This is a genomic window from Allohahella marinimesophila (assembly GCF_039538005.1).
Lineage (GTDB): Bacteria > Pseudomonadota > Gammaproteobacteria > Pseudomonadales > Oleiphilaceae > Allohahella > Allohahella marinimesophila.
The window spans coordinates 1-17037 of record NZ_BAABBO010000023.1 but is presented as its reverse complement, the minus strand read 5'-3'; the positions used below and the strand labels follow the sequence as shown (position 1 = coordinate 17037).

The window sequence follows — 17037 nt, the reverse complement described above, 5'->3', positions numbered from 1 at the left end:
AGCCTGGATAATGGACTGCGTGGCATCGTTCCTGGAGATCCATTGTGCAGCAACATGATTTGCGAAGCGATTCGGGAGAGAAGGAAGATGACGATTACCGCAGCACCCAGCCCTGGTCTGAATGTTGAACTGAACAAGACGCTCGCCGTCATACTGGCCGGCGGGCGGGGCTCCAGACTCAAGCAGTTGACTGATCATCGCGCCAAACCGGCAGTGCCGATCGCTGGTAAATTCAAGATCATCGACTTCCCACTGTCTAACTGCGTAAATAGCGGCATAAGACGAATAGCGGTGCTCACCCAGTATCGCTCGCACACCCTCAACCAGCATGTTCAGCGGGGCTGGAACTTTCTGCGGCCCGACTTCAACGAATTCATCGAGCTGTGGCCAGCCCAGCAGCAGACAGCTGCGCAAACCTGGTATCAGGGCACTGCCGATGCCGTTTTCCAGAATATGAGCCTGATCTACAACAGGGGTTTCGACCATATTCTGGTACTGGCGGGCGATCATGTCTACAAGCAGGACTACAGCTTGATGCTGCAGGACCACATCGACTCGGGTGCCGTACTCACCGTGGGCTGCATCGAGGTTGACAGGCATGAGGCGCGTGGATTCGGCGTCATGGCGATTGATGAATCGAACAACATCACCTCTTTCGTGGAGAAGCCGGCTGAGCCGCCGGAGATACCCGGCAAACCGGGACGCTGTCTGGCAAGCATGGGCATCTATATCTTCGATGCGTCCACAATCTATGAATTGCTGGATTACGATGCCGAAAATCCCGATTCAAGCCATGATTTCGGTCAGGACATCCTCCCTGCCCTCATCGGCAAGCACAAGACCATTGCCCATGACTTCTCCAGAAGCTGCATACAGAACCCGCATTATCCGGACGAGCCTTACTGGCGCGATGTGGGCACTCTGACCGCGTATTGGGAGGCGAATATGGACCTTACCAAACTCACGCCCAAGCTCGACCTCTATGACGATGGCTGGCCAATTCGGACAATGCACTACCAGCGTCCAGCCGCCAAATTCATTCACAACCACGACAATCGTGTAGGCAGTGCAACCAATTCGGTGGTATCTGCTGGCTGTATCGTCTCGGGCGGCAGCGTGGAAAACAGTATTCTGTTCAACAATGTAAGAGTGAACTCTTACGCTTCAATCGAAAACTGCGTCATTCTGCCAAACTGCGACATTGGACGACATTGTCGCCTCAACAAGGTCATATTGGATGTCGACTGCCGAGTGCCTGAGGGTACCGAAATCGGTTTCGACGCAACTGCCGATGCTGAACGTTTTCATCGCAATTCGGATGGCATCGTGCTCGTCAGTCAATCTATGCTGGAAGCACTTGGCTGATTGCGCGGAGCACCTGAATGCTCGTCGGCGGCAGTGTGCATGCAGCCTCAGTGATGGCGGTGTGGACGTGAGACAGCATTGGTCGCCAACTGTGCGTCGGGCTCATCGATGGCAGCTTGAATGCTGTTGTCCTGGTTGATCCATTCAGCAGTACGGCCCAACGTTCACGCGACGCACTGGCGTCTGTTGGCGCGCGCTCGAGCAGCAGACTGAAACTCCTGCAGCCCGGCTCCTCCCATTCGCTCGCATTCATTGGCGCGCCATGGTCAGTTCGCCACTCGACCCCGCAAACATTCGACTCGCCGAACCAGTTCTCATCTGGCAGCACGATACTACCGAGGCTGCCGAGCTGCTGCCTGATACCTAGTAAAGCCTGCACCACGGGGACCAGATCGCTACCCTTGCGCCAGTCGAGCCAACTGATCTCGTTGTCCTGGCAGTACGCGTTATTGTTACCGAGCTGGGTCCGTCCTCGTTCATCGCCACCCAGCAGGTGGGGTGTGCCGCGAGCGAACAGCAGGCTTAGCAGTAAATTGAGCTTGTGCAGATGTCGAGCCTGCAACACCGCTTCATCAGTGCTAGGGCCTTCCGCCCCGTGATTCTCGCTGAGGTTGTGACCATGACCGTCCCGGTTCTGCTCACCATTGGCGAGATTATGCCGCTCGTTATAACTGACGAGATCCTCGAGGGTAAATCCGTCGTGATAGCTCACATTGTTGACGCTGGTATGCGCAGGCCTGCTGCTTTTGTCAAAGTATCGCCTGCTGCCCATCAGTAAATGCGCCACTTCGCCGGGCAACATCTCGTCGCCTCTCCAGAACGCCCGCATGCCATCTCGGAAACGATCGTTGACCTCGAGCCAGCCTGGGGGGAAATTGCCAAGCTGATAACCATTTGGCCCAAGATCCCATGGCTCTGCCAACATCAAGGCCTGGCAAAGCACTGGATCCTGTGCCACGGCATTGAAGAACGGACTGTCAGGACTGAAGTCATGCTGCCTGTCTCTGCTCACTCGGCCAAGACTACTCCCAAGATCGAAGCGGAAGCCGTCCACCCCCATGCTGCCGTACCAGTATCGCAGACTGTCCATGATCAGCCTCAGGCCGGCGGGGCTGTCGCTTCTGAAGCTGTTGCCGCAACCGGAAAAGTTTTCCAGCGAGCCCTCAGGCGTGAGTCTGTAGTAGCCCGCCTTGTCCAAAACCTTGAAGCTAAATGCTGGACCTTGGGCATCTGATTCGGCAGTGTGGTTGTACACGACATCGAGGAGCACTTCGAGACCAGCCGAATGTAGCGCATCGACCATGTCGCGAAACTCCTGAATCGGATCCGCGAGCGCATAGCGCCAGTCAGGTGCGAAGAAATTGACGGGATTGTATCCCCAATAGTTCGAAAGACCACGAGCCACGAGGTGGGCCTCGCTCATGAAACTCATGCAGGGCATCAACTGAACAGTGGTGATACCAAGTGATTTGAGATAGGCAATACTGGCTGAGTGAGCCAAGCCAGCATAACGCCCTCGAATATCGGCCGGCACTTCAGGGTTCAGCATACTGAAACCTTTGACATGCAGCTCATAGATCACGCGCTGCTGCGGCAGCACGATTGGCCGGTTCATGGGCCGCGCCTCAGGCTCGACGGCCCTCACCACACTTTTAGGAACGAGAGCATCAGAGTCTTCGCTGCTCTGGCTATCTAACCCCAGCAATGCGCTGCCCCACTCGAGGGTGCGATTCAACAGCCGCGCATAGGGATCGATCAGTGTCTTGCCATGCCGGACGCTACGATAGGCGTAGAGCTGCCCCGGGCGCACCTCAGGCACGTAGATGCCCTGGAGAGGGCCTTGACGCAGCTGCAGCGGCAAGGCTTGTTGAATATGCTCCTGATCGTCATAGAGACGAAGTTCGAGCTGCAGATCAAGGGCCGGTGCATGGATGACGAATAGACAGCCACCCTCATCAAGCCATACACCGGGGCGCCAGTGTTGCCCATATCTACTGTCAGTCGCCACCAGAACTTGTCCCTTCAACCAGATTCTCCCCTGCCATATGATTGCTAGCCAGCGGTTTGAGTACGATGCCGCACAAAGGTGGAATGTCCAGCAGCAGGGATTGTTCAAACCCGTGCGCTGCGACGGCCTCCAATTCCAAACGACTCCCCAGGTCGAAGTTGCTGCCTTCGTAATAGTGGCTGTCCGAATTCAATAACACCTCCATATCGACGGCTACTGGCAAGCCTACACGATACGCAGTGCGTGGCACCGGCGTCAGATTGATGATGCAGGCCAGCCATTCGCCATCTCTGCCATAGCGCGCGAAGGCAATGACGCTGTTTCGGGTATCGTCTACCACCAGCCAGCGAAAGCTGCCGACTTCGTTGTCACGCTCATACAGTGCCGGCTGCTCACGATAGAGATGGTTGAGGTCTCTGTGCCAGGACTGCAAGCCCCTGTGCAAGGCACCACATCGGTCAGCCGTGTCGCAGCTGCGCCAGTCGAGGGCCGCATCATGGTTCCACTCCGCGTCCTGACCAAATTCGTTGCCCATGAAATTGAGCTTCTTCCCCGGATGCATGATCTGATAGCACGCCAGCGCCCGAAGATTGGCGAATTTCTGCCATTGATCACCAGGCATCTTGCGCAGCATGGAGCCCTTCCCGTGTACGACTTCATCATGTGAAAAAGGCAGCACAAAATTTTCTGACCAGGCGTACATCAGGCTGAAGGTCAGCTCCGTGTGATGGTGCCGCCGGTACACATGATCACGATGCATGTATCTGAGCGTGTCATTCATCCAGCCCATATTCCATTTGAAACCGAATCCAAGCCCACCGTCGTCGACTGGCTTCGTGACCCCAGGGAAGGCAGTGGATTCCTCAGCGATGATCAGGGCATTGGGATGGTTAAGATACAGTGTCGTATTCAGCCGTCGAAGAAACGCAATCGCTTCAAGATTGTGATTGCCCCCTTCAGCATTCGGCGTCCACTGTCCCGGTCCTCGTGAATAGTCGAGATAGATCATGGAAGCCACTGCATCGACCCTCAGGCCATCGATGTGGAACACGTCGAGCCAGTACATCGCGTTGCTGATCAGGTACTGACAGACATGTTCCCGGCCAAAGTCATAGATCAGTGATTTCCAGTCCGGATGCCAGCCCTTTTTAGGATCCGGATATTCGTAAAGGGCCGTGCCATCGAAGTTGGCCAGGCCATGATCATCTGTCGGAAAATGTGCCGGCACCCAGTCCACGATAACGCCAATGCCCGCCTTGTGAGCCTCATTGATCAGTGACTTGAGTTCATCGGGCGTGCCATAGCGGCTGGTCGCCGCGTAAAGGCCAACGGGTTGGTAACCCCAGGACGCGGGATAGGGAAACTCACTGACGGGGAGCAGTTCGATATGGGTGTAACCCATGCCGACGACATAGTCGATCAGTACCGTGGCAAGTTCCGAATAGCTCAAGCCTCGCTTGCCATCACGGCGCCAGGACCCGAGGTGCACTTCATAGATATTTATTGGAGCGCTAACAGGCTTCAATGGCTCACGCTCACGCCAGGCCTCGTCTTCCCAGCGGAAGGCATCATGGTCGAAAACGCGGCTGGCGAATGAAGGATACTGATCGATCTTGTAGCCAAAAGGGTCAGTCTTCAGCGGCAGAATCTCGTCTTCAGTCGTGCGGATTTCATACTTGTACCCGGCCCCGATCTCGACTTCAGGCAGAAACAGGCGCCAGATACCGTCGCCGGAAGCCCCCATCGGATGGGCACGCCCATCCCAGAGATTAAAATCACCGACAAGACTGACGGATCTGGCATGCGGCGCGAACACTGCAAAACGGACGCCCCTGATCTCACAATCGCCCTGCCGACCGGTCCTGAGTTGCGCCCCCTGCTGTCTGTACAGCGTCGCGGCATCGAACTCGACTTCGTCGAAGCTCATACCGGGTATGGCGTATGGGTCGATACGAATCACCACGGCACTTTCGTAATGAACTCGATACCGCACGGGCCCTGCCTCGACTTCCCTCAGCTGGCTGGAAGACAGCGTCCCGCCGTCAAGTTGAAACAGGCCATCAGCGATCGGATCGAGTTCGGCGATAGCGCCGTCACGGACCCGACCCAACAGTTCGACACGCTGCGCATCCGGATACCAGGCGGTCAGCACTGCGGGCCTCCCGGGCCGGTCGGGGCCAGAATCCGCCTGCCGTACATGCCAGCCAAGCACGTCGAATGGTCTGGCGCAGCGGGTGGCTAACAGATCGTTCAGCAACGGTTCCTGCAAATCCTCATACTGACTCGGCTGTATCATGGCTGTCTCCTGGGATAGCTACGCCTGGCTTTACAGGCTCGCCAGGACCGTTGAGAGCAAGTGGATCGCCACTAAGACACGCCAGTAAGCAGGCGTTGACTGTCGACGGCGCGGCCTCGAGCATGAGATCGAGACTACGAATCTCAACCGAGGCGGCATTGGAAGTGGACACGCGCACGTAGTACGAGGCTGCATTGTCTAGCAACTCTGGCAGATGCAAGGGCCTGATAAATACATATTCCGGCTGCGACTGGCAGAACTGGGCGAGTGCACCAAGCGCTTCGATGACGGCGGTCCGGTAGTAGGCCGGATGAACCCGGCCCAGCAGTTGGTCGATCATCTGGGCAAAGCTTTCTTCCCCAGCGGTCGTGGAGCCTCGGACCGTCTCGCAATGGAGTACGGCATTGGTAGTGGCGGCATCCGAAAAAACGATGGCGGGCAGCTGATCCAGGACATGCCAGAGCGCTTCGAGAAAAGCCGGCTCAAGGCGGGTCAGCAGGCCCTGTGTCAAACGCCATTGGAACCAGTTGGCTGAAACATCCACGCCCGCTAGTGGTTCGCTGCCAGAAGCGTCTCCGTTGCGCCCTCCCCTCGCAATGCCCATATCGTCGTGTCCAAAACCAAGAAAGGAGAACGAGGAATCGACTGCCTGCTGATACCGGGCCCTCTGGTCTCGCAGAAGCGTGGTCAGCGTGCTCACCAGCTTCGAGGGCGACCATGACAAGAGTGTCCTGAGCAGACTTTCGTGCTGCTTCTCGTCCTGGTCAGACTGGTCAGCGCTCCCAGTCCTCGCGGCTTGATCCAGAAGCGTGCTGACTTCGATGGTTCGCAACCCTTCCAGTAAATCTGGTTGTGTCCGTGCTATAGCACCGAGTGTGACCAATACCTCAGCCGTCACGGTCCTTTCGACTGGCAACATGGTGTCTGGATAGAACAGCTCCGCGGCCAGGCGGATCGACTGCAGCCCGCTCAGCATGATTGATCCGGATGCGGCACGACCGATGATCAGCGTGATATGACGTGAACACAGCCATACGATGGCCTCACTGGTATCGCGATGCTCATACCCCAGTGCAACGAATAGACAGCGACCGAGCATCCAGTGGCCGGAGCGCAGAGCGGCCTGATAGAGTTGCTTGCGCTCATCTCGACTGAACGTCTCTGTGATCGCTGCCCACTGCGTTAGGTCGCTCTTCGCCAATTGCGACGACACTAACGAAGCCCTCCCGACAGCTGACTGTTCCGATGCCGTCGACAGTCGCCCAAGCGCTGCCAGAAGGTGAGTGTTCTGAGCGTCCGCGTGGTGGGCCGATGGACCGAGATGGTGACGTCGTGATGCCCTCACAGCCAGCGAAGCAGTCGCGTAACCGACGGCCTTCGATTTCGAGCGCTGCTGCAACGCACGAAGATATTTCATGAGTTCCGAACTGTCGCTACTGCTTAACATACTCTCGGTGGCCAGCACCGTAATCACAGCCACTTCATCATAAAACCAGTGCTGCAGCGTATAGTCGATCTCCCATTCCAGCATCAAGGCCAGCAGGCGACCATCTGCCGTGCGATAGTCCTGTGTAAAGCTCTGCAGCCACGAGAGACACAGAAACTCATTACCCTCGATGACAAAAGTCTGTGAAGTCATCAAACTCTGCAAGCTTCGTCGCGGTCGGCCACTCAAACCAAGTGCCGGAGAAGCGCCAACGCCTGCATAAATGTCGCCGAGATTATTGGCGGCCACCACCCGCACGGGCGCAATATCCCTCAAGGTCTCGCTCAGTACATTGGCAGCGTCCAACCTGGCTTTTACGCCGTCATCTTCAGCCAGCACAACCAGAGCGATCTGTGTCTCATGGGTCTGCGATCGGTTTTTTCGCAGGCCACTGCATTCGAGATCATCCGGCGTCAGCAACCCGGACTCCAGCAACTGACCGGTGTAGAACAGACTCTGGGCCCAGATCAACGGCAGGTTCTCGTTCGCGACACGCGGCTGGGAACCTGGCTCAGCCTTCTCTGCGTCGATAGAACCTAGCGGCACGGAAAAGAGTTCCGGCAGCAAGGCAACGCCATCGCGCTTGATCGCGAGCGACTCAAGTCGCCGACGATACGCTGAAGCCACTACAGTTTCACCGGCATATAAAGCGTTGAGGTATTCAAAACAGATAAAGAGCGGCCACTCACTTTCAATATTTTCGAAATTGACCAGCTCGGACTGTTCGTAATGAATCCTGCTCAAATCTTCAATGGCCGTCTGATGACCATCAAGCAGAAAACGTTTATAGCCATAGGCACCGCCGAGCTTCTCACGAATCTTTTCTTCAGTCAGCGCCAGCAATTCAGGTTCCCCAACCGCAAAGGCGGGAAACCCGGTGACCGACAGCAGTGCCGAGTCGACCTCCTTGGACAAGGATTCTCTCGGCAGCAAGGCATACAGTACTGATCTTGCGTGAGCCACTGCATCGCTCACAACGTGAATACAGGCCTCTTCCGGACCATCCTTGCCAAAACAGTTGAAGCCATCCATGACTCGCAAGGCTGATTTCGCCATGCCGAGCGAGCTCGCATTGATTTCGGTCTTACCGTCGTTGATCTTATTACCACGCTCCCAAATACCAAAATCCGGCGTTCGATATGCGGTCGCTATGTAGTAAACGAGATTCTGGATAAAGTGAACTTCGTCCAGCGTAGTGATGATCCGCAGGCCACTTCGCGTCATCTGAGCGAGCATGAGAAGATAGAGTGACGTGGCATCGAGCTGCAGATGCCCCCAGGCCTCATCGGTCACCACCGTCAGGCCGCTGGCAGTGTCGTACTTGGCATGGAGGGCATCCAGCTTATCCTGCGAATGCTTGAAACGTTCAACCTTGGTCGCCTGCCGCATCATACTCTGCATGAGACCTCGCATGAGCTTGATGGTGGACTGTGCCATCACATCCTGCTCACTCCGCCACCCACGTTTCGCACAAGCCAGCGATAAAGCCCAGATGCAGATAACGGTATAGACGTTGTCCCGCACCCAGGCATCCTGGTAGTTTCCATGCGTAGTCACAGCCGTACTCGCAGGAAAGAGTCCTGTTACGGGGTGCTGTCGACTCAAGACGATATCGGAAATCTCCCGATAAAGCCGGCTTAACCCACTATCGAGATCCATGCAGCTGTCCTGTCCCTTAACCCACATTTACAGCTGACTATAACTCCCAGTCGCCAGCAGTGCCATGTCCGAACAACTTACAAAATCACGAGCTTGGAAAATCAGTAGGCATACGCGAGCGAGAGTGTGGTTTCAGTGTCTACCTTCTCCTTATCGACCGGCACCTGACTCGTATGCCTGACCGTGTAGCCGACGCTCAGTGAGATATCATTGCTCACCTTGGTCTGCAGGGTAGACAAGGATTTGGTGACGCTCTTTTCAGAACCGGTCTCGTTGGTCAACTCTTGCTCGAAGCGAGCCGAGTCGTTTATTTCCCAGAGATATCCCAGAGAGGAGCGGATGATAGCTTCTTCAGTAATTTCGCCACCTTCCTCCAGCTGCGTCCTACGATAACCAGGGCCAAATTCAATCTCCAGCTGCTGGGTTTCGGTATCGACTAGCCTGTGACCGTAACCAAAGGCTGCTGTGAGTTCATATTCGACACCGGTAAATCGTTCGGTCATGTACTCACTGCGCAAAAATGCGTATTGCCGCTCGTTGAACTTGTAGTCCTGTTGCAGCGCGCCAAGATAACGTTCGATACTCCGCTCATCATCATTGCTCTGATTAATCCCTTCGAGGCGGAGATTCGACCGCCAGTTTTCAACCTCTCGCACCAATGTCCATTTGCCGGACAGTGTTTGAGTGTCCGAGTTGCCACTGGTCATCACAAGACCAGCCTGGAGAATGCCACTCCACTCTGGCGGTGGCTCGGCAGCCATCGCTGGCAAAGCAGCGATAAAACCAGCCATTAGAAACGACATACGGCCCGGAGATGGCGCCGCCTTCCATGGCGTTAAATCGTCCTGCCCTGAATACCTGGTACCACCTGAAAAAACTTTGATCATGAAAGAACTCACTTCTCATTAAACGACTCTGCCTAGGCAGAAGACAATAGTCAGCTAAATGCCGCGCCAGTATGGGGACTTGCTGTGTTACGAAGACAAATGCTTCAGACAAAAAAAATCCGACGCTGCAGCAGCGCCGGATCTGGTGAGTGCAACAAGGGGTCTACTGAATAGTGACCTTGTCGACGCGTGCAAAGGTCGCATAGCCATCTTTCTTACCGACCAACTTGATGGTCTGGCCAGGCTTCAAAGACACATTGCTGAAGGTCAGATCACGATAGCCTACTACCCGCGGGAATGTCTGCTGCCCTTTGTAGGCACCATCGACATACAGGCTCAGCTGGGACTGTCCATCGTTCTCTGCCAGTACCCGCGCTACGACATCATAAGACCCGCTGGCCACTGTAGAGCTAAACGAAGCCGAACCAGTACCGCCTGAGGCTGAACTACTCAGCACGATACGGGCGCCACCTTCGATACGGTAACCACTCAAGGACATCTTCTCAGCTTCCACGTCCATTGAAGAACCTCCGCCTGCCGTTGGTGAGGTAGGCGTCGTTGGCGCAGAAGGCTCAGGATTGCTGATGCTTCCGGAACCGCCGCCAAGCCGGATTTTATCGATTCTGGCAAAAGTCGCGTAGCCGTCCTTACGACCAACCAACTTGATTTCCTGACCGTTGTTGATCGCGACGTCGTTGAAAGACAAAGTCTCATCACGAGCAACACGACTCAACTTCTTGGAGCCTACACGACTGCCAGCGACATACAATTCGATCGTCGACTGACCGTCGTTTTCAGCAATGGCATCGACATTCACAGTGTAGCGCGCTGAGGTGCCAGTGAAGGTCGCGGCCGCTGAACCGGTCGCATTTGCCGAGTTGCTCGATACTTTGATGCGGTCGCCGCTTTCGATGCTATAGCCATTCAGTGTCATGGCCTCTGCTTCGATACTTGAATTGAAGCCTGCTGAAGTACCACCACCTGTGGATGGCGCACTTGGCGTCGACGAGCCCTGGCTAGCGAAACTGATGCTCTCGATTCTTGCGAAGGTTGCACCGCCATCTTTCTGACCGACCATCTTGACGACATCGCCCTTGTTGATCTGCACGCCAGAGAAGGAAAGCGTCGTGTAAGCGGCCTTCCTCGGGAAGGTACGAACACCAATGTACTTGCCATTGGCGTAAAGCTTGACGGTGGACTGACCATCGTCTTCACCCAGGGCACGGATATTGACGTTGTAGCTGCCAGAAGCCTGGGCAAAGTTCAGTTGCGCACTACCGGTGCCATTTGAAGCCGAAGTGCTCACGGCGATCAATCCGTTCGACTGAATCTTGTAGCCATTCAGCGAAAGGGTTTTGCCAGCAATTTCACCAGTCGTCGGGGTCGGGTTCGTTGGCGACGTCGGGTTGGTTGGCGTGGTTGGTTCAGGCTGAGCGGTAGAGCCGCCCTGACTGAAACTGACACCATCGATTCTGGCAAAAGTGGCGTAGCCATCCTTCTGACCTACAAGCTTGATGACGTCCCCCTTGCTCAGGGCAACACCCGAGAAGCTGAGGGTAGAGAAAGCATTCTTGCGCGGGAAAGTTTTCGTGCCGATGTATTTGCCGTTCACGTACAGTTTTACGGTTGACTGACCGTCGTCTTCGCCCAGCACCTTGACATTGATATCGTAGGTTCCAGAGTCCTGGCCGAAGCTCATCTGCGCACTACCAGTTGCGTTAGCTGCCGACGAGCTTACCTTGATTCGACTGCCATTCTCGATACTGTAGCCATTAAGCGCCAGCTTTTCAGCCTCAGCACTTGAGCCAACCACCGGTCCGCCAGTAGAAGGGACCGTAGGTGGTACGTAAGTACCGCCACCTGATCCACCAGACTCACCAGATCCACTGTCCGAGTCGACTCCAATCTTGATCTGCATCTGATTGAAGGTGTAGTAATTGCTGGAGAACGGACCTGCATGATCTGACCAGATCAGCGTCATTCTGGTGCCATCACTACTGATGTTCTTCGGATCCAGCTTCGGCTGATAGGTTCTCTCAGTGCTGCTGGTTGCCGTGAAGTGATCGATATGGCGAAGCTCTTTCCAGGGACCGTAAGGGTTGTCCGAATAGTGGAAAGTGAGGGAGCCAGATCCGTTGTTCTTGCCGGCATCAGTGCCGTTATAGGTCTTGGCGTACATGCCGCCATTGACCATGATGTACTTGCCGAGGCCCTTGTTATAGACGACATCCGGCAGACCCGAGTACCAACTGATCGGATTGCCACTGCTGTCAGTTCTGCGCAGAGAGTGAGTCACACCCCTGTCATCGATGTTGCTGGTCCAGACCGGGTTGCCGCTTGTATCGTAATACTTGAAATATTCCCAGTTTGCGCGAACGTCCAACTCGTAGTGTTTTACGCGTGCAAGGTTGATCTTGGAAGCATGCGTAGGGTCCGGGCTGTAAATGTAGACGTAACCATCACGGTTTAAACCTTCCTGGTAGTCCTTGCCGGCCTGTACGAAGGTGTTGTAGACGAATGGGTAGTAGGTCATGGCGCCCACGGCACTGTCATAGTGCGTATGGCCCTTACCCTTATAAAAGAAGTACTCACTGCTATCTCGGCTATCCCGGTTGGCGTCCCAGGCGCCCATATAATCTTCGCCACCGTTCTTGTCGACCCGATACCAGGTGTTGCCGTTATCATAAGATTTCAACAGCTTCATACCGTAAAACTGATTCCAGTTCACGCCGCTGCAGCGACTCACCATACTGTAGATGACACCATCAACTGACAGTAGACCGTAACCAAATGAACAGCTTTTCTTGTATGAGAACGTCGGGTAATTGGTCAGACGACTCACATTAGACATGCTGAAATTGCTGGAATTGGCACTCGGATAATTGATCCGGTAGATCGCATGGCTGTAGGTGTTCGAAGAGGAACTGAACCAGTTACCATCGTCCATAGTGACCAGCGTAGAACCATCCTTGGCCCAGGTCAGTGTCCAGTTATCACCACGGCCACCGATTTTCTGATGCGTACTTTTTTCAAGCGATAAACTCGTGGGCGTCGCAGCCTCAAGAGTCGGCACCATTGCCAGCGTCGGCAGAAGACAGGCGATCCTGGCAATTGTTGACGCATGGAAGTTCTTGAATAGCATAATGATTACTTCACCAAATTTTGGGTTAAGCCGCGTACATACTCGGGATGGTTACGCGGACGCGATACTGCTGATCGTGCGGCAGAGTCCGTACGGCATAGAGTAGAGTCTCAATTCCATCCGAATCCGAAAATGCAGATCAGCATCTCGTTCTGGCATCGTCTTATTTTTGCCAAGTGCCGGGAGTATATGGAAGGTGGTGATCCGGAGAATCGTCCAATTGGGGTAAATGCCTATGATCTACTCAGAAAGCGCGATCAGTTCCCTAAATCAATCTTGTTCGCTTGCACATGAACGAACCATAAGATACTGATTTAACTCTCGTTCATTTATTAGCCAATCTTCCGCTGCGGTCTTTTCAAACACTGAATATAAAGTATTGTTCACAGCCTGTTCCCGGAAAACGGTAGCGGACAGCCAGAGATTGCGAGGAAAACACCAGGTAGAGGCAGCAATGAGGGCTCGCTGGGCTGAGAATTCACCACCCACCCACCCTTTTTTCTGAATTTGAAATGCTCGCAGGCCAGTGAGCAATCTGTCGCCATACAATTTCACCGCGGCCTCCTTCATGGTCCAGGCGGCCACGAAAGCATTCTGTTGATCGTCAGCCGTTTCCAGCCACTGCTGCTCTGACGGAGTGAAAAATCGGCGTGCAATCCCCTTCCAAGTGGATGGGCAGCGAGTCTCGAGATCTACCCCGACCGGTTCGGAAGATATTGCAATAGCGACCCAGCCGCCAGAGTGAGAGAGGCTGAAATGACAAGGGAATCGAGCGTGGTCCAGCGCCAACTCAGGCTTGCCATTCAAGCCTATTGAAATCGGGACCGCTGAAGGTGCCATGTCGAGTCGTTCACCGAGCAGTTGCCGCAGGTAAAAGCGCGCCAGCTCAAAGCGACGACGAGCACGTGGAGGTGTGATCAATGCCGCCCGTTGCTGCTCTGCCGGAGAAAGCGAGTCGAGACTGTGTTGAACACTGTCAATTTCACCGGAGAGTGATATCAGATATATCCCGACAGTGTTGGGTTGGAGAATCATATATGAGCCCTGAGTATAAGCTCCAGTATACCGGGCCAAAACCATCCGAACATAAAAAAGCACCGGCCATTGCTGGACGGTGCTCGGGGTACACTGCGCTTGCGCTTACATCATCAGTTGATGTCGACCTTATTGATACGGGCGAACGTGGCGTAGCCGTCTTTCTGACCGACCAGTTTGACAGTCTGACCGTACTTAAGGGAGACGTTGTTGAAGTTCAGCGTCCGATAACCGACCACCTTAGGGAAAGTCTGCTGGCCAACATAGGCTCCATCGACATACAGCGACACCTTGGATTGTCCATCATCTTCTGCCAGCACATTCACGCCAACCGTGTAGGTTCCAGCCTTGACCTTGGACGCGAAGCTCGCAGAGCCGGTTCCATTGTGAGCCGAACTGGACAGGGTGATGCGAGCGTTGCCTTCGATCTTGTAACCGCTCAGCGACATGGCTTCTGCTTCCATTGACATGGAAGAACTACCTTCTCCGCTTNAGTTGGAGCGGTAGGCGTAGTTGGAGCGGTAGGCGCAGTAGGACTGGAAGTCGAGCTACCAGACTCTATTCGAACCTTGTCGATCCGTGCAAAGGTCGCCCAGCCGTCTTTATGACCGACAACTTTCAGCTCCTGCCCCTTGCTGAGATAAACACCGGAGAATACAAGTGTCTCGTCCTTTGCGACTCGCGAAAGACGCTTGGCACCAACCAGCTTGCCGCCGGCATGCAGCTCTATCGTGGACTGTCCATCATTCTCGGCAATTGCATCGATCTTGACGGTATAAGTGCCACTATTCCCGTTGAAAGTCGCCCTCGCACTGCCACTCGCGTTCGGTGCGCTGCTGCTCACCTTGATCTGTCTTGAGTGCTCTACTGTAAAGCCACTGAGTGACATAGATTCAGCTTCTATCGTCGATACGACAGTGGCCGTTCCACCACCAGTTGGCTCAGTCGGGGTCGGGGTCGGCGTCGGAGTTGGTGTCGGTGTCGAAGTGCCACCAGCAGTAGCGAACGAAATACTGTCGACCCGTGCAAACGTCGCGTAGCCGTCCTTCTGACCAACGATCTTGACCGTATCACCCGAGTTGATGCTGACATCACCGAAGCTCAGGGTGGCGTAGTTCGCAACCTTGGGGAAGGTCTTGGTAGCAATATATTTACCATTCACATACAGCTTGAGGTTCGACTGGCCATCGTTCTCAGCCAACACACGAACGTTGACGTCGTATTTGCCAGAACTCTTGCCAAAGATCATGGACATGCTGCCAGTGGCGCTTCCGCCCGACGATCCGACCTTGATGATACTACCGCTATCGCCACGCTCTATAGTGTAGCCGCTCAGCGTAAGCGCTTCGGCTTCGACATTAGAGTCTGTAATTCTTACGGTCCCAGACGATGGCGGAGTAGTTGTTCCGCCACCTGATGTACCACCACCTGAAGTACCACCAGTCGATCCACCACCTGTTGAGCCACCGCTGGATCCACCGTCATCGGTACCAACACTAAGTTTGATCTTCATCTGGTTGAAGGTGTAATACTTGGTGTCAAACGGTCCGGCATGATCAGACCAGATAAGGGTCATTCTTGTGCCATCACTGCTGATGTTCTTTGGATCAAGCTTCGGCTGGTAGGTACGCTCGACACTTGAGGTCGCAGTGAAATGATCAATGTGCTTGAACTCTTTCCATGGCCCGTAAGGGTTGTCGGACGAGTAGAAGGTCAACGAGCCTGAACCATTGTTCTTGCCAGCATCAGTACCGTTATAGGTTTTGGCGTACATGCCGCCATTAACCATGATGTATTTGTCCAGCCCCTCGTTGTAAACGATGTCAGGCAGACCCGAGTACCAGCTGATTGGGTTACCTGCGCTGTCGGTTCGTCTCAGGCTATAAGATACTCCACGCTGGTTGATATCCTTGGTCCACTGAGGATTGCCGTTGCTATCGTAACGGGTGAAATATTCCCAGTTCGCACGCACGCCGATGTCATGATGCTTGACGCGCGCCATGTTGACCTTTGAAGCGTGGGAAGGATCTGGCGAGTAGATGTAGATGTAGCCATCGCGCTGTAAGCCGTGCTGATAATCTTTACCAGCCTGTACGAAGGTGTTGTAAACGAATGGATAGTACGTGACGTTACCTTTGGCACTGTCCCAATGCGTAACACCATTGCCCTTGTAGAAAAAGTATTCGCTGCTGTCACGGCTATCACGCTCTGAGTCCCAGGCGCCCATGTAATCTTCGCCGCCGTTCTTGTCGACAAGATACCAGGTGCTGCCGTTGTCATATGATTTCAACAGCTTCATGCCATAAAATTGGTTCCAGTTAATACCGGAGCAACGGCTGACCATGCTGTAGATAACACCATCTACTGACAGCAGTCCATAACCGAACGAGCAGCTCTTCTTATAGGCAAAATTCGGATAGTTCTGCAACCTGCTGACGTTAGCCATGCTGAAATTGCTGGAGGTAGAGCTCGGATAGTTGATTCGGTAGATAGTATGACTGTAGGTATTGGCTGTATTGCTGAACCAGTTGCCGTCATCCATTGTGACGAGAGTCGAGCCATCTTTTGCCCAGGTCAGCGTGAAATTGTCACCTCGACCGCCAATAGTCTGGTGTGTGCTTTTTTCCAGCGTCAGGCCAGTTGGCGTTGCTGCAAAAGCCGTTTCGGCAGAGAAAAGTATTGGCAGAAAGGCGGCGAAACCTATTGCGCGGGTCATGTTCGTGATGTTGGCTTGCATAGTGATCCACTTTTTAGCGAAAGTTTTATTTGCGACCTCCCGATGCATGTTTGCCATGTCTTCATGGGTGGTGGCGGCGATCAAACTTCGTCAGCGGTACTCGTAATTCTCGTAAAACACCGAGTTCCGCTGCAGTTCGTGGATTGATAGTACTAAGGGTTCGTGTGTTTCACTGTTTGCTTATGTAGGAAAAACGTATCGCTGACAGCGTTCCGCTCCGGCTCACGTCCTGATCACTTACAATGTACATCTGTTAAGCCTTTAAACTTACAGTACTAATACAGACAGCCCCGTCAAACTGACGCAGATACATAGATTTACATAGAGAAACGTTAGATTCCTTTGATCGTCCGAAATAGTACAAAAGGCCTATATAACAAAGACTTCGTACACTACTCAGCCATAAAAAAAGCCCCGCTGCT

At 54.2% G+C, this 17037-nt stretch carries 8 protein-coding genes; 1 reads left to right on the top strand and 7 read right to left on the bottom strand.

The window, feature by feature from the left end; translation table 11 throughout:
- The first annotated feature begins 87 nt into the window (after positions 1 to 87).
- Positions 88 to 1365, top strand: a complete 1278-nt coding sequence (glgC, locus tag ABD735_RS19385; protein ID WP_344809613.1) for a glucose-1-phosphate adenylyltransferase — start codon at positions 88 to 90, stop codon at positions 1363 to 1365.
- Here the strand turns inward: glgC and glgX are convergent.
- The 7 genes from glgX to ABD735_RS19350 all read right to left on the bottom strand — a co-directional run bounded on the left by glgX (position 1343) and on the right by ABD735_RS19350 (position 14348).
- Positions 1343 to 3391: a glycogen debranching protein GlgX gene (glgX, locus tag ABD735_RS19380; RefSeq protein WP_344809611.1), complete on the bottom strand. Its 2049-nt coding sequence runs from the start codon at positions 3389 to 3391 to the stop codon at positions 1343 to 1345. The two genes, glgC and glgX, sit on opposite strands and share 23 nt — an antisense overlap.
- A complete protein-coding gene (gene glgB, locus ABD735_RS19375) occupies positions 3363 to 5669 on the bottom strand; it encodes a 1,4-alpha-glucan branching protein GlgB (RefSeq protein WP_344809609.1) in 2307 nt (768 codons plus the stop codon). The genes glgX and glgB overlap by 29 nt, the downstream gene beginning before the upstream one ends.
- Positions 5647 to 8814 (bottom strand): glycoside hydrolase family 15 protein, encoded by a 3168-nt coding sequence (locus ABD735_RS19370; RefSeq protein ID WP_344809607.1) that lies wholly within the window; start codon positions 8812 to 8814, stop codon positions 5647 to 5649. Before ABD735_RS19370 ends, glgB begins: the two co-directional genes overlap by 23 nt.
- Before the next feature lie 101 nt (positions 8815 to 8915).
- Complete coding sequence (locus tag ABD735_RS19365; protein WP_344809605.1) at positions 8916 to 9701, bottom strand: DUF481 domain-containing protein; 786 nt, start codon at positions 9699 to 9701, stop codon at positions 8916 to 8918.
- A gap of 163 nt (positions 9702 to 9864) precedes the next feature.
- Positions 9865 to 12843 carry a carbohydrate-binding protein gene (locus ABD735_RS19360; RefSeq protein ID WP_344809603.1) on the bottom strand — a complete coding sequence of 993 codons (2979 nt, stop codon included), beginning with the start codon at positions 12841 to 12843 and terminating at the stop codon, positions 9865 to 9867.
- A gap of 270 nt (positions 12844 to 13113) precedes the next feature.
- Positions 13114 to 13878: a 4'-phosphopantetheinyl transferase family protein gene (locus tag ABD735_RS19355; protein WP_344809601.1), complete on the bottom strand. Its 765-nt coding sequence runs from the start codon at positions 13876 to 13878 to the stop codon at positions 13114 to 13116.
- A gap of 113 nt (positions 13879 to 13991) precedes the next feature.
- Positions 13992 to 14348: a hypothetical protein gene (locus ABD735_RS19350; protein WP_344809599.1), complete on the bottom strand. Its 357-nt coding sequence runs from the start codon at positions 14346 to 14348 to the stop codon at positions 13992 to 13994.
- Positions 14349 to 17037: the final 2689 nt, after the last annotated feature.